The 21,760-nt window shown below is 67.8% G+C and carries 22 protein-coding genes; 8 read left to right on the top strand and 14 right to left on the bottom strand.

What is annotated here, in order from left to right; genetic code table 11:
• Positions 1-22: 22 nt before the first annotated feature.
• Genes pspAB through E0H75_RS26695 form a run of 5 tightly spaced genes read right to left on the bottom strand, consistent with a single transcriptional unit; the run spans position 23 to position 3,900 of the window.
• Complete coding sequence (gene pspAB, locus E0H75_RS26715; protein ID WP_131516393.1) at positions 23-586, bottom strand: PspA-associated protein PspAB; 564 nt, start codon at positions 584-586, stop codon at positions 23-25.
• 3 nt (positions 587-589) lie between these two features.
• The gene (htpX, locus tag E0H75_RS26710) at positions 590-1,489 is read right to left on the bottom strand and encodes a zinc metalloprotease HtpX (RefSeq protein WP_131516392.1); all 900 of its coding nucleotides are present in this window, start codon (positions 1,487-1,489) and stop codon (positions 590-592) included.
• A 49-nt stretch (positions 1,490-1,538) separates the two neighbouring features.
• Positions 1,539-2,072: a DUF1003 domain-containing protein gene (locus E0H75_RS26705; RefSeq protein WP_131516391.1), complete on the bottom strand. Its 534-nt coding sequence runs from the start codon at positions 2,070-2,072 to the stop codon at positions 1,539-1,541.
• The gene (locus tag E0H75_RS26700; protein ID WP_131516390.1) at positions 2,062-3,342 is read right to left on the bottom strand and encodes a magnesium transporter MgtE N-terminal domain-containing protein; all 1,281 of its coding nucleotides are present in this window, start codon (positions 3,340-3,342) and stop codon (positions 2,062-2,064) included. Before E0H75_RS26700 ends, E0H75_RS26705 begins: the two co-directional genes overlap by 11 nt.
• A 30-nt stretch (positions 3,343-3,372) precedes the next feature.
• Positions 3,373-3,900: a hypothetical protein gene (locus E0H75_RS26695; protein WP_131516389.1), complete on the bottom strand. Its 528-nt coding sequence runs from the start codon at positions 3,898-3,900 to the stop codon at positions 3,373-3,375.
• A gap of 165 nt (positions 3,901-4,065) precedes the next feature.
• Between E0H75_RS26695 and E0H75_RS26690 the strand changes: the two genes are divergently transcribed.
• Positions 4,066-5,031, top strand: coding sequence for an HpcH/HpaI aldolase/citrate lyase family protein (locus E0H75_RS26690; protein WP_131516388.1), 966 nt, complete (start codon positions 4,066-4,068; stop codon positions 5,029-5,031).
• A gap of 151 nt (positions 5,032-5,182) precedes the next feature.
• Here E0H75_RS26690 and E0H75_RS26685 read toward each other — a convergent pair whose 3' ends face one another.
• Positions 5,183-5,806, bottom strand: coding sequence for a VOC family protein (locus E0H75_RS26685; protein WP_131516387.1), 624 nt, complete (start codon positions 5,804-5,806; stop codon positions 5,183-5,185).
• A gap of 135 nt (positions 5,807-5,941) precedes the next feature.
• The gene (locus tag E0H75_RS26680; RefSeq protein ID WP_131516386.1) at positions 5,942-6,598 is read right to left on the bottom strand and encodes a peptidylprolyl isomerase; all 657 of its coding nucleotides are present in this window, start codon (positions 6,596-6,598) and stop codon (positions 5,942-5,944) included.
• Positions 6,599-6,724: 126 nt separating this feature from the next.
• Between E0H75_RS26680 and E0H75_RS26675 the strand changes: the two genes are divergently transcribed.
• From E0H75_RS26675 to E0H75_RS26660, 4 genes are all read left to right on the top strand, one after another.
• Positions 6,725-7,351 (top strand): TetR/AcrR family transcriptional regulator, encoded by a 627-nt coding sequence (locus E0H75_RS26675; protein ID WP_202873186.1) that lies wholly within the window; start codon positions 6,725-6,727, stop codon positions 7,349-7,351.
• Between the two features lie 79 nt (positions 7,352-7,430).
• Positions 7,431-8,126, top strand: a complete 696-nt coding sequence (locus E0H75_RS26670) for an alpha/beta fold hydrolase (protein WP_131516384.1) — start codon at positions 7,431-7,433, stop codon at positions 8,124-8,126.
• A 94-nt stretch (positions 8,127-8,220) separates the two neighbouring features.
• The gene (locus E0H75_RS26665; RefSeq protein WP_131516383.1) at positions 8,221-9,708 is read left to right on the top strand and encodes a serine/threonine-protein kinase; all 1,488 of its coding nucleotides are present in this window, start codon (positions 8,221-8,223) and stop codon (positions 9,706-9,708) included.
• A 110-nt stretch (positions 9,709-9,818) separates the two neighbouring features.
• Positions 9,819-11,024 (top strand): acyl-CoA dehydrogenase family protein, encoded by a 1,206-nt coding sequence (locus E0H75_RS26660; protein ID WP_131516382.1) that lies wholly within the window; start codon positions 9,819-9,821, stop codon positions 11,022-11,024.
• 84 nt (positions 11,025-11,108) lie between these two features.
• On the opposite strand, the gene E0H75_RS44690 is transcribed toward E0H75_RS26660, so the two are convergent.
• Positions 11,109-12,134, bottom strand: coding sequence for a helix-turn-helix domain-containing protein (locus E0H75_RS44690; RefSeq protein WP_131516381.1), 1,026 nt, complete (start codon positions 12,132-12,134; stop codon positions 11,109-11,111).
• Positions 12,135-12,353: 219 nt separating this feature from the next.
• Positions 12,354-13,463 carry a magnesium and cobalt transport protein CorA gene (locus E0H75_RS26650; protein ID WP_131516380.1) on the bottom strand — a complete coding sequence of 370 codons (1,110 nt, stop codon included), beginning with the start codon at positions 13,461-13,463 and terminating at the stop codon, positions 12,354-12,356.
• 75 nt (positions 13,464-13,538) lie between these two features.
• Between E0H75_RS26650 and E0H75_RS26645 the strand changes: the two genes are divergently transcribed.
• Both E0H75_RS26645 and E0H75_RS26640 read left to right on the top strand, forming a co-directional pair.
• Positions 13,539-14,093 (top strand): YflT domain-containing protein, encoded by a 555-nt coding sequence (locus E0H75_RS26645; protein ID WP_131516379.1) that lies wholly within the window; start codon positions 13,539-13,541, stop codon positions 14,091-14,093.
• Positions 14,094-14,209: 116 nt separating this feature from the next.
• Positions 14,210-14,713: a MaoC family dehydratase gene (locus tag E0H75_RS26640; protein WP_131516378.1), complete on the top strand. Its 504-nt coding sequence runs from the start codon at positions 14,210-14,212 to the stop codon at positions 14,711-14,713.
• Between the two features lie 4 nt (positions 14,714-14,717).
• Here E0H75_RS26640 and E0H75_RS26635 read toward each other — a convergent pair whose 3' ends face one another.
• Genes E0H75_RS26635 through E0H75_RS26620 form a run of 4 tightly spaced genes read right to left on the bottom strand, consistent with a single transcriptional unit; the run spans position 14,718 to position 19,083 of the window.
• Positions 14,718-16,013, bottom strand: a complete 1,296-nt coding sequence (locus E0H75_RS26635; RefSeq protein ID WP_131516377.1) for an alpha-L-fucosidase — start codon at positions 16,011-16,013, stop codon at positions 14,718-14,720.
• A 22-nt stretch (positions 16,014-16,035) separates the two neighbouring features.
• A complete protein-coding gene (locus tag E0H75_RS26630) occupies positions 16,036-16,878 on the bottom strand; it encodes a carbohydrate ABC transporter permease (RefSeq protein WP_131516376.1) in 843 nt (280 codons plus the stop codon).
• Entirely contained in the window at positions 16,868-17,812 is a 945-nt protein-coding gene (locus E0H75_RS26625; protein ID WP_131516375.1) for a carbohydrate ABC transporter permease, read from the bottom strand. The genes E0H75_RS26630 and E0H75_RS26625 overlap by 11 nt, the downstream gene beginning before the upstream one ends.
• Complete coding sequence (locus E0H75_RS26620) at positions 17,812-19,083, bottom strand: ABC transporter substrate-binding protein (RefSeq protein ID WP_131516374.1); 1,272 nt, start codon at positions 19,081-19,083, stop codon at positions 17,812-17,814. Before E0H75_RS26620 ends, E0H75_RS26625 begins: the two co-directional genes overlap by 1 nt.
• Before the next feature lie 180 nt (positions 19,084-19,263).
• Here E0H75_RS26620 and E0H75_RS26615 point away from each other — a divergent pair, with 180 nt between their 5' ends.
• Complete coding sequence (locus tag E0H75_RS26615; protein WP_131516373.1) at positions 19,264-20,028, top strand: FadR/GntR family transcriptional regulator; 765 nt, start codon at positions 19,264-19,266, stop codon at positions 20,026-20,028.
• Here E0H75_RS26615 and E0H75_RS26610 read toward each other — a convergent pair.
• Positions 19,931-21,751 carry a GH39 family glycosyl hydrolase gene (locus tag E0H75_RS26610; RefSeq protein WP_131516372.1) on the bottom strand — a complete coding sequence of 607 codons (1,821 nt, stop codon included), beginning with the start codon at positions 21,749-21,751 and terminating at the stop codon, positions 19,931-19,933. The genes E0H75_RS26615 and E0H75_RS26610 overlap by 98 nt on opposite strands.
• Between the last annotated feature and the right edge of the window lie 9 nt (positions 21,752-21,760).

Below are 21,760 nucleotides of genomic sequence, written 5' to 3'. Positions count from 1 at the left end.
TTTGACTGCTGGTGTCCTTGCGTTAGAGGCCGGGGGCGCCATAGATGGGGAACCAGCGGGAGAGGTCTTGTTCGAAGCGGAGGTCGGTGCCGATGACCGACTTGATCTGGAGTTCGGTGGCGTTGTCGCGGCGGTCCTGCCCGGCGGGGACGAACGGATACCAGGAACCTCGCTTGTAGAGGTAGACGAGCCCGAGTGACTTGCTCCCGTTGGTGAACGCGACGAGCGTGCACAGCAGCGCCGATCCGAAGCCGGCGTCGACCAGCGACGTGTTCACCGCGTGCAGGTCGGTGACCAGGCCCTCGACGTCGTCCGGAGTGGTCTGCCGGACCAGCCAGGTGAAGCCGTACGAGTCCGTGTGGCTGGTGAACTTCCCGTTGTCGAGCGCGAGCAGGTTGTCCACCTCCTCGCGCAGGGTCGAGAAACCACCACCCTCGGCCGCCTTGAAACAGACCGAACCACTCCCGGTCGGCGTGTAACCGGCCGCCGTGTCGAGCGTGATCGCGGCCGACGGAAGCGAGAAGAGCTGGTCGAGGTTCGGCGGGACGGCTTTGCTCCGGCCGAGCAGGATGTCGAGAAGGCCCATGACCTAAGCTTGCTCGCCCAGCTCGCGCGACAGCACACCCAGGCGGTCGAGGCGTGTCTCCAGCGGCGGGTGGGTGGAGAGCAGCGAGGACAGGCTCTTCCCCTGGCCCGAGATCGCCGGGGCGAAGAAGAACGCGTTGAACGCCTCCGCCTGACGCAGGTCGCGCGACGGTATCCGGGCGATGTCCCCACTGATCTTGGTCAGCGCCGAGGCCAGCGCCGACGGTCTGCCGGTCAGCATGGCGCCGGCCCGGTCCGCCGCGAGCTCGCGGTAGCGCGACAGCGCTCGCGTCAGCAGGAACGAGATCGCGTACACGACGACGGACACCAGGATCACGGTCAGCACGATCACGGCCGTGTTCTGGTCGCGGTTCCGGCTCAGTCCGCCGTACAGGCCGAAGCGGGTGATGAGGCCCGCGAGTACGCCGAGGAACGACGCGATGGTCATCACCGCGACGTCCCGATGGGCGACGTGGGACAGCTCGTGCGACAGAACGCCCTCGAGCTCGTCCGCGTCCAGCCGGCGCATGATCCCGGTGGTCACGCAGACGACCGCGTTCTTGGGGTTGCGCCCGGTGGCGAAGGCGTTCGGCAGGTCGACGTCGGCGACAGCGACCCTCGGCTTCGGCATGTCGGCCAGGGCACACAGCCGGTCGATCGCGCCGTGCAGTTGTGGCGCCTCCTCCGGGCTGACGATCCGCCCGCGCATCGCGTACAACGCGATCCGGTCCGAGAACCAGTACTGCACGAACAGCGCCCCGGCCGCGATCACCACGGCCAGTACGGCGCTCCCGGTCAGCGCGATCAGCAGCGCGACGAACGCGACGTACAGCAGACCGAGCAGGAAACTGGTCATCACCATCCGGCGGCTGAGGCCGCGATCAGGCGCGAATCGAGTCTTCATTCCACGTCCTTCCTCACCTGATAGCGAGAGTATCTCGGCTCCAAAGAGGTCAAACGCGATCGTCTTCGCGGCTCTTCAGGTCCAGATCGGCGAGCAGCGCGCGCAGCTCGGAGCGGAGGAAGTCGCGGGTCGCGACCTCGCCGACGGCCATCCGCAGCGAGGCCATCTCGCGGGCCAGGAACTCCATGTCCGCACGGGTCCGGGCGTCCACGTCGCGGTCGCGTTCGTATTGCACCCGGTCCCGCGCCTCCTGCCGGTTCTGTGCCAGCAGGATCAGCGGAGCGGCGTACGACGCCTGCAGGCTGAGCGCCAGCGTCAGGAAGATGAACGGGTACTGGTCGAACCGCAGGCTCTCCGGCGCGAAGATGTTCCAGGCGACCCAGAACAGGATCGTCGCGGTCATGTAGACCAGGAACTGCCCGGTGCCGAGGAAGCGGGCGATCCGCTCCGACAGCCGCCCGAACGCGTCGGCGTCGTACGACGGCCGCGGTACGAACGTCCGCCGCCAGTCCCGCGGTACGTCGAGCCGCGCCGCCGTACTGCGCAGGCGGCGGTCGTCGGTGCTGCGGTCGTCACGAGGCATCGTGGTCCACCTCCTGCGAGTCGTTGTCGCCGTGCTGATCGGATTCACGCCAGTCGTCGGGGAGCAGATGGTCGAGTACGTCGTCGACCGTGACCGCACCGAGCAGCCGGCCTTCGTCGTCGAGCACCGGCGCGGCGACCAGGTTGTAGGTCGCCAGGTACTTGCTGACCGTGGTCAGGCTGTCGTCCGGCCGCAGCCCGTCCAGATCGGTGTCCAGTACGGCGGACACCAGTTCGGACGGCGGTTCGCGGAGCAGCCGCTGGATGTGGCCGATGCCGATGAACCGGCCGGTCGGAGTCTCCAGCGGCGGCCGGCAGACGTAGATCATGGCGGCCAGTGCGGGACTCAGATCGGCGTTGCGGACATGGGCCAGCGCGTCCGCGACGGTCGCGTCCGCCGGCAGGATCACCGGCTCCGACGTCATCAGTCCGCCGGCCGTGCGCTCCTCGTACGTGAGCAGACGGCGTACGTCCTCGGCCTCGTCCGGCTCCATCAGCGTGAGCAGGGCCTCGGCGGTCTCGGTGGGCAGCTCGGCGATCAGGTCGGCCGCATCGTCCGGTGACATCTCCTCGAGCACATCCGCCGCGCGCTCGGTGTCCAGACCGGCCAGGATCTCCACCTGGTCGTCCTCGGGCAGCTCCTCCAGTACGTCGGCCAGCCGCTCGTCCTCCAACGCGGCCGCGATCTCCTTGCGCCGTTTGGGCGACAGATCATGCAGTACGGCGGCCAGGTCCGCGGCTTTCATCGACTCGAACGCAGCCAGGATGTGGGTCGCGCCCTGACCCTCCTCGACCTGGGCGAAGCCGCTCACGTCGGCCCAGTCGAACACGTGCGACTGCCCGCGACGCCGGAACCGCTTGCCGCCCTCGCGCACCGCCACCTTCGACAGCACCCAATCCCGGGTCCGCCACTGCTCCATGGCCATGTCGAACACCACTGCGGTCGCGCCGGTCTCGAGGACGGTGACAGTGCGGTCCAGCATCTCGCCGAGTACCAGTACCTCGGTCGGCCGCTGCTCGAACCGGCGCATGTTCACCAGTCCGGTGGTGGTGACGTGTCCGACGTCGACGTTCGTCACCCGGGTCATCGGCAGGAAGATGCGCCTCCTGGTGAACACCTCCACCACCAGACCGAGCACCCGCGGCGGCTGCGTACCCTGCCGCATCATCGCCACGACGTCGCGGACCTTGCCGACCTGATCCCCGTTCGGGTCGTACACGGGCAGACCGGCCAGCCGGGCGACGTACACGCGCGACGGTGATCCGGTCATGTTCGAAGGCTAACCCGCCGAGGTGGAGTCTCAGCTCAGGCGCGGGCGGCGGCGGATGCGGCGGTGCAGGGTGACGGGTGGCTTGCCACGGGTCGTTGCCTTGGTACCGATCGGCGCTTCGGCTCGCGGAGTGGCGTCGTACCGCCCGGCCGCCTCGGTGATCTCACCGGTGGGCTCGAGCACGAGCAGGTCCGCTTCGGTCTTCCACCGCTCGAGTTGCGTGTCCAGTCCGGCCGCGTTGAGCCGCTCGGTGCGTAGTACCTGGGCTGCTGTCGTCCACTCGTCGCTGCCCGGGTCCAACCGTCGTACTGTCGCCTTCCAGCTCGCCAGCCGATTGGTGGCGGGCTTGGCCGGTACGACGACGTCAGCCGAGCCGGCTGCGGCCAGTCCGGGCAGCGGCTGCTCTGCGCTCTCGGCTGCGTCCGCCAGTACGACGTACTGGCCGTCGACTGTGGCGAACCAGGCTGGTGCGGGGCGTCCGCCGTTCCAGGACAGCCAGACGAGGCCGGCCTTCTTCATGACACCGGCGATCTCTGCGGCAGCGTCCTCGATGGTCACGGACCCAAGGTTGTCACACCGCGTCCTCGTGGGCAGGTTCTTCTGGCCGGCACGGTGAAACGGGACACACTGGACGGCGAAGTGAGCCCGATCACCGGACCTCGTCGCGGGTCCGCCGTACGCTGCCCGTGACCGGCGGGTAACCCGAGTTGGAGGACGACGGCGATGGCTGATCAGACAACTACCTTGCGCAGCAGGCGGTCCTGCCTGGCCACGCCGGGGTCGAACCCGCGGTTCCTGGCCAAGGCGAAGGGCCTGGACGCCGACCAGGTGTTCCTCGACCTGGAGGACTCGGTCGCGCCGATCGCCAAGGTGGACGCGCGCAAGAACATCGTCGCCGCGCTGAACGAAGGCGGCTGGGGCACCAAGCTCCGCGTCGTCCGGGTGAACGACTGGACCACCGAATGGACCTACGCCGACGTGATCGAGGTCGTCGCCGGCGCCGGCGCGAACCTCGACTGCATCATGCTGCCCAAGGTGCAGACCGCCGAGCAGGTGGTCGCGCTCGACCTGCTGCTCACCCAACTCGAGAAGGTGCACGGGTACGAGCCCGGCCGGATCGGCATCGAAGCGCAGATCGAGAACGCACTCGGCCTCACCAACGTCAACGCGATCGCCACCGCATCACCCCGCGTCGAGACGATCATCTTCGGCCCGGCCGACTTCATGGCGTCGATCAACATGAAGTCGCTGGTCGTGGGTGAACAGCCGCCCGGGTACGACGTCGGAGACGCGTACCACTACATCCTCATGCAGATCCTGATGGCCGCGCGGGCGCACGGGAAGCAGGCGATCGACGGTCCCTACCTGCAGATCAAGGACGTAGACGGCTTCCGCCGCGTCGCCGGCCGGTCCGCGGCGCTCGGCTTCGATGGCAAGTGGGTGCTGCATCCCGACCAGATCGCTGCGGCCAATGAGGTGTACTCGCCGCGGCAGGAAGACTACGACCACTCCGAGAACATCCTCGACGCCTACGACCACTACACCTCGGCGGCCGGCGGCGCCCGGGGAGCAGTCATGCTCGGCGACGAAATGATCGACGAGGCGTCCCGAAAGATGGCTCTCGTGGTGTCGGCCAAAGGCCGCGCGGCCGGGATGACTCGGACTGATATTTGGCAGCCGGAGGAGTAGTAGTTCCCCGCCCGCCCGCCCGCCCGCCCGCCCCGCCCGCCCCGACCCGTCTGATGGGTTCGCCCACCAGACGGTGGGTTGGCCTACGGGAATCCGATGGGTCAACCCACCGGCTCGTGGGTTGACCCCGACCGTGGATTGCTGTGCGACCTCACGGCTCGGGAGCGACCTGCGCCATGATCGCGAGCAGATGACCGTCGGGGTCCGGGAAGAAAGCCATCCATTCCTCGACGCCGCCGTCGTGTTTGTGGATCAGGTGCGGCGCGGTCTCGAACTCCACGCCTCGCGCCCTCAGGTCGTCGTACGCGGACTGGATGTTGTCGACGCGGAAGTACAGCACCGACGGCTCGCCCACCGGACCGTCGTTCGCGCTGAGGAACAATCTCGTCCCGCCGCAGTCGAAGAACGCGAGGTCTCCGAAGGTGTAGAGATGCCGCAACCCGAGCGTCCCGCCGTAGAAGTCGACCGCGGTCTGGATGTTGCTGACCGGTCGTGCGATCTGTCCGATCGTGCCCAACTGCAGAACCATGTCCGAGCCTCCTTGTCCGTACAGAGCGCTGTCCGCGGGCACGCCGCGCCAGGTGCGAAGCTCGGCCCGGCGTTGCAGGCCGAGCTTCAGCAAGGCATTCGCGACGTGGAACTTGACGGCGTCGAGGCTCACTCCGCGGCGCCGGGCGATCTCCCGGTTGGACATGCCGTGCCGGACAGCGTGCACCACCTGCCATTCGGCCGGCGTCAGTACGTCGGGATGCCTCGGTCGTCCGCGAGTGCCCACGAGCTCAAGGTAGCCCGCAGACCACCCGAATTACCCTCCCCGTCGACCCATCCCAACGCCTCGCCTGGCCGGATGTTTCACGGCTGACGGCTTACAGACCGCCATCCATCAGACAACCCGCCAGCCGACCTACCCCTAGAAGGACCAGACCTTGTAGATGCGGATGGGCTTGACCGGCGGGCCGTCCTGGTCGGGGTCGGCGATGCCGGCGGCGACCATGCGGTCGAAGGTGGACATGCCGGCGATCACGTGGCCGAGGACGGTGTAGTTCGGGTCGATGTTGGCGAAGGAGTGGACCACGAAGAACTCACTGCCGTTCGTCCCCGGACCCTGGTTGCCGTAGGCAACAGTGCCGCGCGGGTAGGTCTCGTTGCCGGTGACCTCGTCGGGGAACTTGTACCCCGGGCCACCCTCCTCCTGCCGGTAGATGTCCCCGCACTGCAGGACGCCGAGCCGGGCCGAGTTGGTCAGCCGGAAGCACTGGGTGAAGTCGTAGAACCGGCTCTTCACCAGATGGACGAAGTTGTGCACCCCGCACGGCGCGTTGGCCCGGTCCATCCGTACGACGAACGGTCCGTAGTTCGTCACGAAGAACACATCGACCGTGCCCTTGGCCTTCGCGGTGGGCGAAGGAATCCGCACCGGTTTCGCCGCCGGATTCTCCGGCGTCGGCGTGAACTCACACTTCACCACCGGCTTGGGGTGATGCGCCGGCGTCGCCGACGCGGTCGTGGTGGTCAATCTCGTCGCGACGAGGCCGGCGGCGACCAGGAGGGACAGTTTGCGCACCATGTCAGCAACCTAGTGCGCTCCGGCAGTACTGTCATCGCGGCGAGTGTCCGCGGCGGCGACGGCCGCGCGCTGAGATGCATGCTGTCTGTATGTTTCTCGTCGGAGCCGAGTGAGAGAGGCCGACGAGTGACCACCAGGGCGCGGCGGAGCCAGCAGGACCGTACGAAGGCGACGACGGACGCCCTGCTCTCGACCGCTCGTGGGCTCTTCGTCGAGCAGGGGTTCGCAGGCACCTCGCTGGGGGCGATCTGTGAGCGGGCCGGCGTGACGCGGGGTGCCTTCTATCACCACTTCAGCAACAAAGAGCAGATCTTCCGCGAGGTGTACACCGCGGAGCAGCAGGCGCTGGTGGCGGTCGTACGGCGGGCGTTCCGCGCGCAGGACGACCCGTGGGACGGGGTGATCGCGGGGGGCAGGACTCTGCTCGAGTCGTCTCTCGAGCCCGCCGTCCGCAAGATCACCCTGGTCGAAGCGCCGGTTGCGCTCGACTGGAACGCGATGCGAGGTATCCACGCCGGCTGCAAGGAGCAGCTGAGGACCGGGCTGACCATCGCCGTCGAGGCAGGGTGTATCCCGGCCCGACCGCTGGCCCCGCTCACCTCTTTGCTCTACGGCGCCATCTGCGAGAGCGCCCTGGACCTCGCCCACGCCGCGGACGAGCGCGCCACGCTGCGGGACACACTGAGCCAGCTCGAGCTGCTGTTGATCGGTGCGGCCGGCCGCCAAACCCCAGGCTGCGCCCACCGCTCCTAACCCATCGCCAGAAAAGAACTTACATACAGACTGTAGGTATGTAAAAATCCTGCCGTAGACCACCAAGAGGAGATGCGGCATGGCTGAGGGACGAGCGACGTACGTGTTGGTTCATGGGGCTTGGCATGGCGGGTGGTGTTGGCAGCCGGTGGCCCGCGTGCTGCGGGAGGCCGGGCATGAGGTGTTCACGCCGACGCTCACGGGGCTCGGGGAGCGGAGCCACCTCCTCACCCCTGCGATCGGACTGCAGACTCACGTGGACGACATCCTGGGCATGCTGCGCTACGAGGACCTGCGGGACGTCGTACTCGTCGGGCACAGCTATGCCGGTCTCGTCGTCCGCGAGGTGGCAGACCGGGCTCCGGAACGCGTCGGGCGGATCGTCATGATCGACGCCTGGGCGGGCCAGGACGGGGAGTCGCTGGAGGACCTGGCTCCGGAGTTCTTCCTGCAGTGGCTCGACTCGGTGACCGAGGAAGGGGTGATCCCGCCCCACCCAGCCGCCATGGTCGGCGTGACGGAACCGGAGCAGGTCGCGTGGCTCGAACCGCGGCTGACTCCGCATCCCCGCCGGACCTTCTCCGATCCCACCAAGCTGTCCGGTGCTGTCGATACGATCCCGTGCCGGGCGGTGCTCTGCACACCCGACGGCCCCATGCCGTTCCCGCAACTCGCCAAGGACTTCGGCTGGGAGAGCACCGAACTGGTTGTCGGCCACGACGCCATGGTGACCGCGCCGGCGGCCCTCGCGAACATCCTGCTGGAGAAGGTGTGACGAACCTCAACAGGTGCTGAAGAATTCGCTGTGCGCTCGCACTTCATGGCGTCGCCGCCTAAGGTGTTGCGGTCCGCTGCGGAAGGTGTTGTTTGTGAACGGCGAGGTACTGGCAGGGCGTTACCGGTTGCTCACCCTGCTGGGCAGGGGTGGCGCGGGTGAGGTGTGGAAGGCCGAGGACACCGTCCTGGCCCGCCAGGTGGCAGTCAAGCTGCTTCGCCGGCTCGAGGGCGACCCGATGGACGCGGCCGAGCGGTTCCGGGCGGAGGCGCAGGCAGCCGCGCGGCTGACGCATCCGAACGTCGTCGCGACGTACGACGTCGGCACCGAGGGTGAACACGTGTTCCTGGTGATGGAACTCGTTTCCGGCCCCGATCTGGCCCAGTTGATGCGTACGGCGGGCCTGCCGAGCGGCGAACTGGTCGCCGACATCGCGACTCAGGGTGCACGCGGTCTGGACGCGGCCCACGCTGCCGGGATCGTGCACCGCGACGTGAAGCCGGCCAACCTGATGCTGGCGGCGGACGGCACGCTCAAGATCACCGACTTCGGCATCGCCAAGCGGGCGGGCAACGAAACAACCGGACTGGGTGTCCTGCTCGGTACGGCGTCGTACGTGTCGCCGGAGCAGGTCCGCGGCAAGTCGGCCACCCCCGCCAGCGACTGGTACTCCTTCGGCTGCGTCCTCTACGAGCTCCTCAGCGGTACGCCGCCTTTCACTGGCGAGACGGTGGACGTCGTCATGCGCCAGCACCTCGAGACACCGCCGCCGCCCATCCTGCGGTCCGACGTACCGGTCGAGCTGGCGGGCCTCGTCACGCATCTGCTGGCCAAGGACTCCGCTGACCGACCGTCGTCGGCTGCTCAGGTCGCTGCCCTCCTGACGCCATCTCCAGCCCATAACGCGACGCAGGTGCTGTCTCTCCCCGCACCGGCGACCGACGAGCCGGGTGAGCACACGGACGCGGCCGAGGACGTGGTCGGCGTGGGCCACTGGGAGGACGAGGCCGCCGAAACGGGCACTCACCGGGCACCTCGCAGGGCGTTCCCGCTCGCGAAGGTGGGTGTAGCTGCCGCGGTCGTGCTGGCTGCGATCACTGGCGGCCTGCTGCTCCGCGAGAGCGTGACCAACGAACCGCCTGCGCAGGCAGGTGGGACGCCGTCCGCGCCGGTGCAGAAGGTCTCGGTCGCGCCCAAGACCACTTCGAAGCCGACCCCGACGCCCTCCAAGACGCCGTCGAAGAAGCCGAAGCCCACGCCGACTCCGAAGGAGACGCACCAGAACCCGCAGGCGGCGCTGGTGCAGAGCATGCGGACTCTGGCCGCGCAGGTCCGCGCCACCCAGCAGGGGAGCCGGAGCAAGGCTCCGCGGGAGGCAGCGCACGACCTGGACCGAGCCGCGGAGGCGCTGGACCACGGTGACACCGAATCGGCCGCGGAGCACTTCTACGACGCCAGGAAGCGGCTGTTCGACGCACAGCAGCAGCACCGCTGGCGCGCGACTCCGCAGATCGCGACGTTGTTCGCCACGATCGGCCGGGCGCTGCCCAACCCCAATTCGGACGGTTCCAGCGACGAGTGAGCCACGCGACGGTGACCGCGTGGCCGGTGTCACAGCGGGTGTCGGCCTCACACCGGGATGCTGAGAACCGCGATACTCGCGGGTAAGGCCAACTCCCGAAGGAGCCGACGATGAGCAGGTTGCAGCACACCGACGGGCTGACCGACATCCAGGAGGAGATCCTCAAGACGGTCCGCGCGTTCGTCGAGTCGGAGATCCTCCCGGTCGCGACCGAACTGGAGCACCGCGACGAGTACCCGACCGACATCGTCGAGGGCCTCAAGGAACTCGGCCTGTTCGGCCTGATGATTCCGGAGGAGTACGGCGGCCTCGGCGAATCGCTGCTCACCTACGCACTCTGTGTCGAGGAGATCGCCCGCGGCTGGATGAGCGTGTCCGGCATCATCAACACCCACTTCATCGTGGCGTACATGCTGCTCCAGCACGGCACCGGCGAGCAGAAGCAGAAGTACCTGCCGCGGATGGCGACCGGCGAGGTCCGCGGCGCGTTCTCGATGTCCGAGCCCGGCTGTGGTTCCGACGTCGCCGCGATCAAGACCAAGGCGGTCAAGACTGTGTCGGCTGAAGGGGGCGACTCATACACCATCAACGGCCAGAAGATGTGGCTGACGAACGGTGGTTCCAGCAACCTGGTCGCCGTACTCGTGAAGACCGACGAGGGCCAGGACTCGGTGTACAGGAACATGACGACGTTCCTGGTCGAGAAGGAGCCCGGGTTCGGCGAGGTGGACAAGGGCCTCAGCGTGCCGGGCAAGATCGAGAAGATGGGCTACAAGGGCGTCGACACGACCGAGTTGATCTTCGACGGCTACCGGATCGACGCGGGCCAGATCCTTGGCGGCGTACCGGGCAAGGGGTTCTACCAGATGATGGACGGCGTCGAGGTCGGGCGGGTGAACGTCGCCGCCCGCGGCTGCGGGGTGGCGCGGCGGGCCTTCGAGCTCGGCATCTCGTACGCGCAGCAGCGGGAGACGTTCGGCAAGAAGATCGCCGACCACCAGGCGGTGCTGTTCCGGCTGGCCGACATGGCGGTCAAGGTCGAGGCCGCGCATGAGCTGATGGTGAAGGCGGCGCGGAAGAAGGACAGCGGCTCCCGCAACGACTTCGAAGCCGGCGTGGCGAAGTACCTGGCGAGTGAGTACTGCGCACAGGTCGTGGAGGACTCGTTCCGCATCCACGGCGGCTACGGCTTCTCCAAGGAGTACGAGATCGAACGCCTCTACCGCGAGGCCCCGATGCTGCTGATCGGCGAGGGTACGGCGGACATCCAGCGGATGATCATCGGCCGCCGGCTGCTGGAGGACTACAAGCTCTGAGCAGGCGCCGGCAGGACAGGCCGGCACGCTGGGCCGACAGGCGGGGCGGTGCCGGTCGGCGTCCAGCGTGCCGCGGAGGGGTGGCTAGACGCTCACCTGCAGGTCCGAGGGTGGCTGCCGGGTCTTGCCCGAGCCGTGGCCGGACAGCAGCCAGATCCCCAGCTGGGTGATCTCGTGACGCACGGAGGCGCCGTCCCGGCGGGTGGTGATCAGACCCGCCTCCCGCAGGACCGTGGCCTGGTGGCTGGCCGCGGCCGGGGAGATCTTGCAGCGCTTGGCCAGCTCCGTCGTCGTACAGCCGGCGACGGCGGCCTCCAGCGCGGCAGCACGGGTCGAGCCGAGCAGTGACCCCAGCGCGTCGGTCGACGGATCCGGCTCCGCGGACCCCTGCCGCAGGATGCCCGGCGCGTGCTGGATCGGGTACACCAGGATCGGCTTCAGCTCCGGGTCGCGCAGCTTGGTCGGCACCTGCCAGCAGAACGCCGACGGCTGCAGCTCGATGCCGCGCCCGTCCAGGTAGAGGTCGCGGTCGTTCATGTCCAGCACCTGCAGGACCGGCGCCACCCACCGGACCCGCGGGTGCAGCGACGAGAGCAGCCGGTCCACCCCGTGCCGGGCCAGTGCCTCCCCGCGGTGTGCGTGATCTGCGGACACATGTGTCCCGATCGACTTCCAGTACGGCGCGATGGCGGCCGCGTGGTACGTGCGGATCGCCCGGCCGAGCTTCTGCAGCGAGGAACGCTCGCCCTGCGCCAGCTCCCGCGTCCACGGGGAGACCGGACGGTACTTGCTGAGCAGGTCGAGTTGACTGCGGATCTGCTGACGCGGCGTGGCCAGCGTCAGCTCCAGCGCGGTCTCGAAGTCCGGTGCCGGCTCCGCCGGGGTGAGGAAGTCGGGGGAGTAGCCGCGCAGCGGGGTCAGCTCGAGCAGCAGCCGCATCTGCTCCGGAGCGACCTTCGCCCGCACCTGCCGGCGCCAGTCCTCGAAGATCAGCCGCCCGTCGGAGTGCTGCAGCATGTGGAGGCTCAGCAGCACCTCCCACAGCGGAGCGGGATTGGTGGCGACTGTGACCCGGGTCAGATCACGCGGTGTGAAATGAATACGAAGCACGGCACAGCCCTCCCTGCCTACCGACACGCCGAACCCATCACGACATCCCCCGATGCCGCCGGTCGCAGAATGTGGCGGTCTGCTGACCGAACGCGATGACCGCATTCAATCAAGGGCGCCGAGTCGTCCACAACTGTTGGAACATTCCAAACGAGTGGTACTCGTGGCCATGGCAGAAGGTTGCCAACTCGTGCGTGACGCTGTATTGGAACTCCGGCCTCAGAGCCAGTGGTTGCGCTTGAACAACCGGTAAAGGACCGTGCACGCGGCGAACATGATGCCGAGGATCACGAAGTAGGCGTACTTCAGGTGCAGTTCGGGCATGTTGTCGAAGTTCATCCCGTAGATGCCGGCGATCATCGTCGGGACGGCGAGGATCGCCACCCACGAAGAGATCCGGCGCATGTCCTCGTTCTCGGCGACCTGCACCTGGGCCAGCCCGGCCTGCAGGATCGAGCTGAGCAGCTCGTCGAACGAGATCACCTGCTCCTTCACCCGCAGCAGGTGGTCGTCGACGTCGCGGAAGTAGTTCCGGGTCTCGTCGGCGATCAGCGGATGGCGCAACGTCGACAGCGCCCGCATCGGGCCGGTCAGCGGAGCCACCGCGCGTTTCAGCTCCAGCACCTCGCGCTTGAGCTGGTAGACGCGGTCGATGTTCCGCCAGCCGCGCGGGCTGAACATCTCCGTCTCGATCAGGTCGATGTCCGCCTGTACGGCGTCGGTCACCTCGAGGTACCTGTCGACGACAAGGTCTGCGATGGCATGCAGTACGGCGCCGGGACCGAGGGCGAGGCGTTCGGGCTGCTCCTCCAGGGACTGCCGGAGTCCGGTCAGCTCACTGTGTTCCCCATGCCGGACCGTCACGACGAACCCGGGTCCGCAGAACACCATCACCTCACCCGACTCGACCACCTCGCTGGTGGCCGTCAGGTCGCCGTGCGGAACATACCTGACTGTCTTCAGTACGGCGAACAACGTGTCGTCGTACCGCTCCAGTTTCGGGCGTTGATGGGCCTCGGCGGCGTCCTCGATCGCCAGCGCATGCAGTCCGAACTCCGCGCCGATGATGGCCAACTGTCGGTCGTCAGGCTGGAACAGTCCGATCCACACGAACCCCTGGCCCCGCTTGGCCCGGCTCAGAGCCTCTGTATAGGAGTTGGTCTTGGCGTCGCGCCGGCCGTCGCGGTAGAAGGCCCAGTCGACCAGTGCGCCGTCCAGCTTCCCGCTGGCGACCAGGTCGACCGGTCCCGGGCCGTCACCGCCCGACCGCCGGGCGAAGACTCGTCCCATCCGGCGTGTCGCGCCAATGTCCCACCGTCGCCCGGCCATCACCGGCGAGGCTATCAAGGCGTCGTAACCAGCCGTCGGCAATGATGGGGGTGACGAACGTGGAGAGGAACGACGATGACCCCGCAGGGCATGCCCTCGATGGACCCCCGGCCGAGTGGCCTGACGATCGGGACGTACGACACCTACCGGGAGGCGCAGCGAGCTGTCGACTACCTCTCGGACGAGAAGTTCCCGGTCGAGCACACGACCATCGTCGGCAACAACCTCCGTCAGGTGGAGAAGATCACCGGCCGGCTCACCTGGGGCCGGGCGCTCACCGCAGGACTGGCCAGCGGTGCCTGGTTCGGTCTGTTCGTCGGCCTGCTGCTGGGCCTGTTCACGACAGGGAACTGGCTCGCGGCGCTGCTCACCGGTGTGGTGCTGGGCGCCTTCTTCGGTCTGGTGTTCGGCGGCCTCGGCTACGCCCAGTCCGCCGGCCGGCGCGACTTCACCTCGCGGACCGCAGTGGTCGCGACGACGTACGACGTACTGTGCGACTTCAAGTTCGCTGAAGAGGCGCGGAACCACCTTGCCAAGCTGGCACTGAAGGGCGAGGTCAACCCGCGCCTGCCGGAGCACCCGGCCACGCAGCAGCCGGTCGAGCAGCCACTGCAGCGGCCGCACGACTGAGCCTCCGCGGGGTGGGAGGTGACCTATCTCTCTCCTGCCGGTGAGAGCCACACCACGGACCGGGGACGCCCGGATTCGGCAGCATGGGGAGTCCATCCCGTTCAGGAGGAGCCGGCATGCAGTTCGGGCGTAGCTACGAGGAGTTCGAGGTCGGTGCTGTCTACAAGCACTGGCCCGGCAAGACGGTGACCGAGTACGACGACCACCTGTTCTGCCTGCTGACGATGAACCACCACCCGCTGCACCTGGACACGCACTACGCCGGCGAGACCACCCAGTTCGGCAAGAACGTTGTGGTGGGCAATTACATCTACTCGATCCTGCTCGGCATGTCGGTGCCGGACGTGAGCGGCAAGGCGATCGCCAACCTCGAGGTCGAGTCGCTGCGGCACGTCGCCCCGACCTTCCACGGCGACACGATCTACGGCGAGACCGTCGTACTGGACAAGTGGGAGTCGAAGTCGAAGGACGACCGCGGCGTGGTGTACGTCGAGACCAAGGGCTACAAGCAGGACGGCACCGTCGTCTGCCTGTTCCGCCGCAAGGTCATGGTCCCCAAGAACAGCTACCTGGAAGCCCGGGGTGGAGAACAGCCCGGCCGCCCCACCCCGGCTTCCTAGGTCGTCAGCTCAGGAACAGCTCGATCACCGGGACCAGGACGTTCGGCTTCTGGATCGGTAGCTTGAGCGTGAGAGTGTCGGCGGAAGTACCGCCCATGGTGGTGTTCTGGGCGGTTTGGTGCGGGTCGTTGACGATGCGCTTGATCTCGGACGCGTCGTTCAGGAGTTGGGCGTACTTCACCTTGCCGGCGAGTCCAGGCAGGTGGACGTGGCCCATCGGCCAGGAGAACAGGTGCAGGTAGAGCCGGTTGCCCTTCTGGGTGAAGCGGCAGTCCGGGGGAGCGGAGAGCTCCGCCGGCCGCGCGCCGCGCACCGACCGTTCGTGCAGGCGCATCCATTCGCCGATCGACGCCAACGTCGCCAGTGCGCGCGGGTCGAACTCGCCCCGCCCGGTCGGCCCCACGTTGAGCAGCAGGTTGCCGTCCTTGGAGACCGAGTCGACGAGCATGTTCACCAGCGTCTCGGGTGACTTCCAGTCCAGGTTGTCCCGGTCGTAACCCCAGCTACCGTTCAGTGTCTGGCACGCCTCCCACAGCACCGGCTGCCCGTCGCGTTGCATCGGGCCGTCCGGCTGGTACTGCTCCGGCGTGACGAAGTCGCCCGGGATGTCGAGCCGGTCGTTGATCAGGATGTCCGGCTGCAACTCCCGGACCATCGCCATCAGTTCCTCGGACCGCCAGTCGTCGCGGCCCTTGCCGTGCCCGTCACGGCCGTCAGGGTACTTCCGGCCTGGGTAGGAGAAGTCGAACCACATGATGTCGATCGGACCGTAGTTCGTCAGCAGTTCGCGCGTCTGCGCGTGCAGATAGTCGGCGTACACCTGGATGTCGCGGCCGGCCGCCTTCGCGATCGCCTCCTCGTCGTCCCGCTGCGGGTGCACCAGGTCGATCGGGAACTCGGGGTGATGCCAGTCGATCAGCGAGTGGTAGAACCCGACGCCGAGCCCCTCGGCCCGGCACGCCTCCACGAACGGGCCGACCAGGTCCTTGCCCCACGCGGTCTTCGCGACCGTGTAGTCGGAGACGTCGGAGTCCCACAGGCAGAAGCCTTCGTGGTGCTTGGTCGTGAGTACGGCGTACTTCATCCCGGCCTCACGGGCGGCGCGAGCCCACTTGCCGGGGTCGTACAGGTCCGGCTCGAAGTGGTCGAAGTACGGCTGGTAGTCCTCGTCGGTCAGCTGTTCGCGGTTCTTCACCCACTCATGCCGGGCCGGCAGCGAGTACAGCCCCCAGTGGACGAACAGGCCGAACCGCCAGTCACGAAACTTCTCGACAGCATGCGCAGGAGGCGCGTCGGTCATCTGAGATCTCCTCGGGTGTGAGTTAGCGGCCGCCCAGACCGGTGACGAGCAGGCCGCGGACGAGATGCTTCTGGAGCAGGATCACGAGCAGGACGGTCGGCACCATCGCCAGGATCGAGGCCGCCATCATCAGGTTCCACTGGGTGCCCTGCTGGCCGACGAACTGGGCCAGGCCGAGCGGTACCGTGCCCTTGTCGGTCACGCTGTTCACGATGATCAGCGGCCACAGGAAACTGCCCCAGAAACTGATGAAGGTGAAGACGGTCAGTACGGCGATGGCCGGCCGCGCCAACGGCAGCATGATCCGCAGGAACGAGCGGAACGGCCCGCACCCGTCGACCCGCGCCGCCTCCTCCAGCTCGGCCGGAACGGTCAGGAAGAACTGGCGCAGCAGGAAGGTGCCGAACGCGGTGAATGCCCAGGGCAGGATCAGCGCCCAGTAGCTGTCCACCCAGCCGAGCGACTGCATCAGCCAGTACATCGGCACGATCAGTACCTCCTGCGGCACCATCAGCGTGCCCAGGAACAGGACGAACAGTTGCTCACGGCCCCTGAATTGCAGCCGGGCGAAGGCGTACGCCGACAGGCTCGAGGCAATCACCACGACCGCGGTGCCGGCGACCGCGACGAACAGGCTGTTCAGGAAGTAGCGGCCGAACGGCGCGAACGTGAACGCGTCGGCGTAGTTCTGCCAGCGGATCTCGGAGCCGAACAGGTGCGGTGTCGGCGTGAACACCTCGTCCGCTGGTTTCAGCGAGGTGGACACGGCGTACACCAGCGGCCCGAGGAAGGCGATCGCGACGATGATCAACAGCGTGTGCGAGACCCCGCTGCGGACCCGGCGGCCAAGGGTTTCAGACGTCATACTGCACCCACTTCCGCTGCCCGACGAACTGGATCGCGGTGACCGCCATGATGATCACGAACAGCACCCAGCCCGCGGCGGACGCCAGCCCCATGGTGAGGAACTGCCAGCCCTGGTTGTAGACGTACATCACGATCGTCTGGGTGGCCACGCCCGGACCGCCCTGGGTCAGGATGAACGGTTGCACGAACACCTGGAACGACGTGATCAGCGTCATCGTGGTGGCGAAGAAGATCGACGGCGTGATCATCGGCCAGGTCACGTACCGGAACCGCTGGAGCGGCCCGGCGCCGTCGATCTGGGCCGACTCCAGTTGCGACTGCGGCACCTGGTCGAGGGCGGCGGAGAAGACCAGGAAGTTGTAGCCGAAGCCCTGCCAGATCGACATCGCCACGACCGCCGGCATCGCCCAGGCAGAGGAGCCGAGGAAGTTCGGCGCGTTGATGCCGAACCAGCTCTCCAACCCGCTGTCGAGCAGGCCGCCGGGCTGGAACAACAGCCGCCAGACCATCACGTTGGCCACCATCGGCGTCATCACCGGGATGAAGAACAGCACCCGGAACGCCTGCCGGCCCTTGATCTTCGGCCCGACCCAGACCGCGAGCCCCAGCGACACGACCAGGTTCAGCGGCACGTACAGCACCACGAACAGGGCCGTGTTCAGCACCACCCGGCGAAACACCGGATCGTTCAGCAGTTGGGTGTAGTTGTCGATGCCGAGGAACTTGCGCTCGCCGAACACCGGCCAGTCGAACAGGCTGATCGCCAGCGCCATCGCGGTGGGGAACAGCGTGAACAGGGCCAGCCCGCCGAGACTCGGGGCGAGGAAGATCCCGGCGAACCGGCCGTCTCGTCGCAGCGCGGGCCGGCGCCCCACCCGGTCGGCCTTGGAGGGCAGACCGGGCGGAGCGACGGTGGTGGTGTCGGTGGCCATCAGGAACCGGCGCCCGCCTGGTCCTGGATGGTCTTCAGCGCCTGGTCCGGCGGGATCTCGCCGTTCAGCGCCTGCGTCCCGAACCGGTTGAGCAGGTCGGCCACCTGGACCCAGTTCTTCGAGGTCACCAGCGGGACCGAGTTCTCGGACGCGTAGTCGATCGTCTCCTTGGCGCCCTCGACCTTGACTGCGGTGAACCAGGCCGGGTGCGCGACGGTGCGCGCCGGGTACGCCCGGCCGGCCACGGCCAGCGTGGTCAGCGGCTTCTCACTCGTCATCGACATGATCGCCTGGAAGGCCGCGTCCGGCGTCTTGCAGGACCGCGAGATGCCGAAGCCCGAGCCGGCCGTGTAGGTCTTCGAGCCGTCCGGACCTGCCGGGATCGGCGCGATGCCGAGGTCGAACTTGACCTTGCCCTTGACGTCGATCAGCGACCACGGCCCGTTCAGCTGCATCGCGGCCTTGCCGGAGGTGAACTGCTGGGTCTCGAAGTCGGGGTTGCCGGACGGCACCTGCGGGGCGATCTTGTCGGTCTTGACGAAGTTGGCGTACGTCGTGAAGCCCTCTTCGAACTTCGGATCGGTGAGCGCGAGCTTGCCGTCGGCGAGCGGCTCCGCCCCGGTCTGGGTCCGGACCCAGGACGTCACGCCCAGATCGCCGGGACTCGTCACGAATCCGGTCTTCCCGGCACTGGTGAGTTTCTTCGCGGCCGCGGTGAACTCGTCCATCGTCCAGCCCGGCTTCGGCTCGGCCACGCCGGCGGCCTTGAACAGGTCGCGGTTGTAGAAGATCACCATCGGGCCGGAGTCGTACGGGATCGCGATCTGCTTCCCGTCCGCCTTCAGGCCGTCCATGATCGGCTTGTCGAAGTCCTCGGTCTTCAGGCCGTACTTCGTCATCAGGTCGTCGAGCGGGAGCAGGGCGTTCGCGTACGACGCCAGCCGCAGGCTCTGCATGCCCATGATGCACGGGGCCTTGCCGCTGGCCAGCAGGGTGCCGACCTTCGCCCAGTAGTTGTCCCAGGTGGTGCCCTGGAGCTTGACGGTGATGCCGGGATGGTCCGTGTGGGCCTGGTCCGCGACCTTCTGCCACGCGGCCTGGTCCTCGGTCCCGGCGACCCAGAACGACCAGGTGAGATCGGCCTTGTCGGCCGAACCGGATCCGCCGCCACTGCCGTCGTTGCCGCCGCCACAGGCCGCCACCGCCGTCAGAGCCAGTACCGACAGGGCGGCGGTGGCCCAGCGGCGAGCCCGCGCTGGTGTTCCTCTCATCCTGACCTCCAAGGAGAGCTGTGATTCATCCGATCAATATGCCGAAGTCTTGACGAGAGTCAACAGTTCGTGGCCTTATTTCAGGGAAGAAACTCGGCGCTGAGCGTAGATGCGCCGAGCAGACCTCCGATGTATTGTCCCAAGACATCGGAGGTTTCCGGGCCGAGCAGGGAGGCTGGCATGCGGGTCACCGACGAGGCGATCGACCGGATCAAGCAGATGATCGTGTCCGGCGAACTGCAGCCCGGCGACCGGCTTCCGCGCGAAGCCGACCTGGCCGCACGCCTCGGCCTGTCCCGGAACTCGCTGCGCGAGGCGGTCAAGGCGCTGGCGCTGATCCGGATCCTCGAGGTCCGCCAGGGCGACGGGACGTTCGTGACGAGCCTCGACCCGGCCCTGCTGATGGAGACGATGGGGTTCGTCCTCGACCTGCACCAGGACGCGTCGGTGCTGGAGTTCTTCGAGGTACGCCGGATCCTCGAGCCGGCCGCGGCGGCGCGGGCCGCGCTCCGGATGCCGGACGAGGACGTCATCGCACTGCGAAAGTTGCTCGACGATCTCGGCGAGGAGCCATCGGCGGATGACCAACTCGCTTGTGACGTGGAGTTCCACCGGCTGCTCGCGATCGGCAGTGGCAACCGGGCGCTGGCCTCGATCATCGAGAGCCTGCGTCAGCCGACGTACCGGGCCCGGATCTGGCGCGGCCTGACCCAGACCGGTGCCGTCGCTCGGTCAGTCGCCGAACACCGCTCGATCCTCGACGCCATCGCCGCCCGCGAACCCGAGGTCGCGCGGGCCTGGGCGACGGTCCACATCGCCGGCGTCGAACGCTGGATCCAGGACGCGGTCAATCTTGATGCGGGCGAAGCAGCTCCACCAGGACCGCGGACGGCATCGGGAGAGTCAGCTCGAGTGCTGAACCGTTCCACTCCAGCGGAGTACTGACCATCCGGCTCCGGTCGGCCAGCTCGGCCAGTTGCTCGTCGCTGGGCCAGTCACCGATCCCGAGGTCAGCGGCGGCTGCGGCGACATCGCCGACGCCGATGCCGAGGGTGGTGACGGTGGCCTGCCAGGACGGATCCACGCCGGGCAGCTGCACGTGGACCGTCCTGGACAGTTCCGGTGCCCCCGCCGACTTGGTCTGGTCGAGGGTCAGATTCCACAGCAGTACGGCAATCCGATCGTCATCGTGGGAGGCCCACGCCTCGACCAGACTGCCGCCGCCGTCACCGCTCCACGTCACCGGCAGCTCGACCGGCCCGAGCCGACTCAGCAGGCTCATCGCGTGGTACCGGGGCTTCGCCAGCCCACCTACGGTCTGCAGGCCGAAGCCGCCGTGCAGGAACCGCGGCGGACGGCCGAGCTCCTCGAAGTGGTCGGACGCGACCCAGTACGCGAGCGCGTCGACCCGGCCGGCCGCCGACTTCATCCCGCGCAGCAGGAACACTCCGGAGAACACCGAGTCGTTGATCGGATTGAAGTGCGTCGGGGTCACGCCCCACTCGGTCCACAGGATCCGCGCGTCGCTGAACCCGTGCCGATCCAGCGAGGCCTGCACATCGAGCGGCGGACTGCCGTAGGTGTGCGTCGACACGAAGTCCACCGGCGTCCCTTCGGCGGCCGCGTGGGCGAGCAGGTCGTCCACCCAGCCCGCCGCGGCCGACGACGGTCCACCGATCGCGAGTCGCTGGTCCACCGACTTCACGGCCGCCGCGGTCGCGTCGTACAGGTGCAGGTACTCCGCCTTCGTGCCGGACCAGAAGACCTCCAGGTTGGCCTCGTTCCACACCTCGAAGTCCCAGGTCAGTACCTCGTCGAGGCCGTACCGCTCGACGAGGTGCTGCACCAGCGCGCGGACCAGGTCGTGCCAGCGCTCGTACGACTTCGGCGGCGAGATGATCGCGCCGTACGCGAACACGGTCCGGTCCGGATCACTGGCCAGGTCCCGCGGCATGAACCCGAGCTCGACCACCGGCCGCAGCCCCAGCGCGAGCAGCTTGTCGTAGATCGCGTCGACGACCGAAAAGTCGTACGCCGGTTCGCCGTCGACCTCGGCGTACACACGGGTGTCGTCGTGGAAGATCGCGTGCGCCCGGACCGTTCGCACCCCGATCTCGTCGTGCATCCGGCGCAGCGCCTGCTCCAGCTCCGTACCGATCTCGTGACCACCGGTGAGATCCGTGCAGAGCAGCTGGCTGAGCCGTTCGCTGCCGACCATCGGAACCCAGGGCCTCGCCAGCTCAGTGCCCTTGGCAACCGTATCGACCGTCACCGAGACCACCGGGACGGTGCCATCGGCAACCAGTGGCACGGCGGTGACCGTGTTGCTCGGACGGCCGCTCGCGGTCACCTCGGGGACGCTCGCGACCGCATACCGGTACGGCGTCCCCGGGGTGCACGTGGTGTCGACGTACGGCGGTGCCGGGACCGACAGGAGGTCGCCGCTGTGGTGATCGACCGGCTCGAGTGGGCCGTGGTCGCCGGTGGAGCGCAGGATCAGGTACCCCGCGGCTCCGTCCACCGGCGTCCAGTCGATCGTCACCTGACCGGCGCCGCCGGTCGCGGTGACCTGCTTCGGCGGATCCAGGTCCGGGAAGGCGAACGCGCGCTCCTCGTCACTGCGGAGCGCGATCCGCGCGTCCCAGTCGGTCTTGGCGTCGTCGTGCATCAACCAGCT

The sequence above is a fragment of the Kribbella capetownensis genome, assembly GCF_004331485.1.
GTDB lineage: Bacteria > Actinomycetota > Actinomycetes > Propionibacteriales > Kribbellaceae > Kribbella > Kribbella capetownensis.
This window is presented reverse-complemented; position numbering and strand designations above follow the sequence as displayed.

Excerpts from the sequence above, each read along its gene's own strand:
- E0H75_RS26650 (WP_131516380.1), bottom strand. The coding sequence starts at position 13,463 with ATGGCCGGGCGACGGTGGGACATTGGCGCGACACGCCGGATGGGACGA.
- E0H75_RS26625 (WP_131516375.1), bottom strand. The coding sequence starts at position 17,812 with ATGGCCACCGACACCACCACCGTCGCTCCGCCCGGTCTGCCCTCCAAG.
- E0H75_RS26670 (WP_131516384.1), top strand. The coding sequence starts at position 7,431 with ATGGCTGAGGGACGAGCGACGTACGTGTTGGTTCATGGGGCTTGGCAT.
- E0H75_RS26640 (WP_131516378.1), top strand. The coding sequence starts at position 14,210 with ATGCAGTTCGGGCGTAGCTACGAGGAGTTCGAGGTCGGTGCTGTCTAC.
- htpX (WP_131516392.1), bottom strand. The coding sequence starts at position 1,489 with ATGAAGACTCGATTCGCGCCTGATCGCGGCCTCAGCCGCCGGATGGTG.
- E0H75_RS26635 (WP_131516377.1), bottom strand. The coding sequence starts at position 16,013 with ATGACCGACGCGCCTCCTGCGCATGCTGTCGAGAAGTTTCGTGACTGG.
- pspAB (WP_131516393.1), bottom strand. The coding sequence starts at position 586 with ATGGGCCTTCTCGACATCCTGCTCGGCCGGAGCAAAGCCGTCCCGCCG.
- E0H75_RS26615 (WP_131516373.1), top strand. The coding sequence starts at position 19,264 with ATGCGGGTCACCGACGAGGCGATCGACCGGATCAAGCAGATGATCGTG.
- E0H75_RS26705 (WP_131516391.1), bottom strand. The coding sequence starts at position 2,072 with ATGCCTCGTGACGACCGCAGCACCGACGACCGCCGCCTGCGCAGTACG.
- E0H75_RS26700 (WP_131516390.1), bottom strand. The coding sequence starts at position 3,342 with ATGACCGGATCACCGTCGCGCGTGTACGTCGCCCGGCTGGCCGGTCTG.
- E0H75_RS26645 (WP_131516379.1), top strand. The coding sequence starts at position 13,539 with ATGACCCCGCAGGGCATGCCCTCGATGGACCCCCGGCCGAGTGGCCTG.
- E0H75_RS26690 (WP_131516388.1), top strand. The coding sequence starts at position 4,066 with ATGGCTGATCAGACAACTACCTTGCGCAGCAGGCGGTCCTGCCTGGCC.
- E0H75_RS26660 (WP_131516382.1), top strand. The coding sequence starts at position 9,819 with ATGAGCAGGTTGCAGCACACCGACGGGCTGACCGACATCCAGGAGGAG.
- E0H75_RS26620 (WP_131516374.1), bottom strand. The coding sequence starts at position 19,083 with ATGAGAGGAACACCAGCGCGGGCTCGCCGCTGGGCCACCGCCGCCCTG.
- E0H75_RS26610 (WP_131516372.1), bottom strand. The coding sequence starts at position 21,751 with ATGCACGACGACGCCAAGACCGACTGGGACGCGCGGATCGCGCTCCGC.
- E0H75_RS26630 (WP_131516376.1), bottom strand. The coding sequence starts at position 16,878 with ATGACGTCTGAAACCCTTGGCCGCCGGGTCCGCAGCGGGGTCTCGCAC.
- E0H75_RS26680 (WP_131516386.1), bottom strand. The coding sequence starts at position 6,598 with ATGGTGCGCAAACTGTCCCTCCTGGTCGCCGCCGGCCTCGTCGCGACG.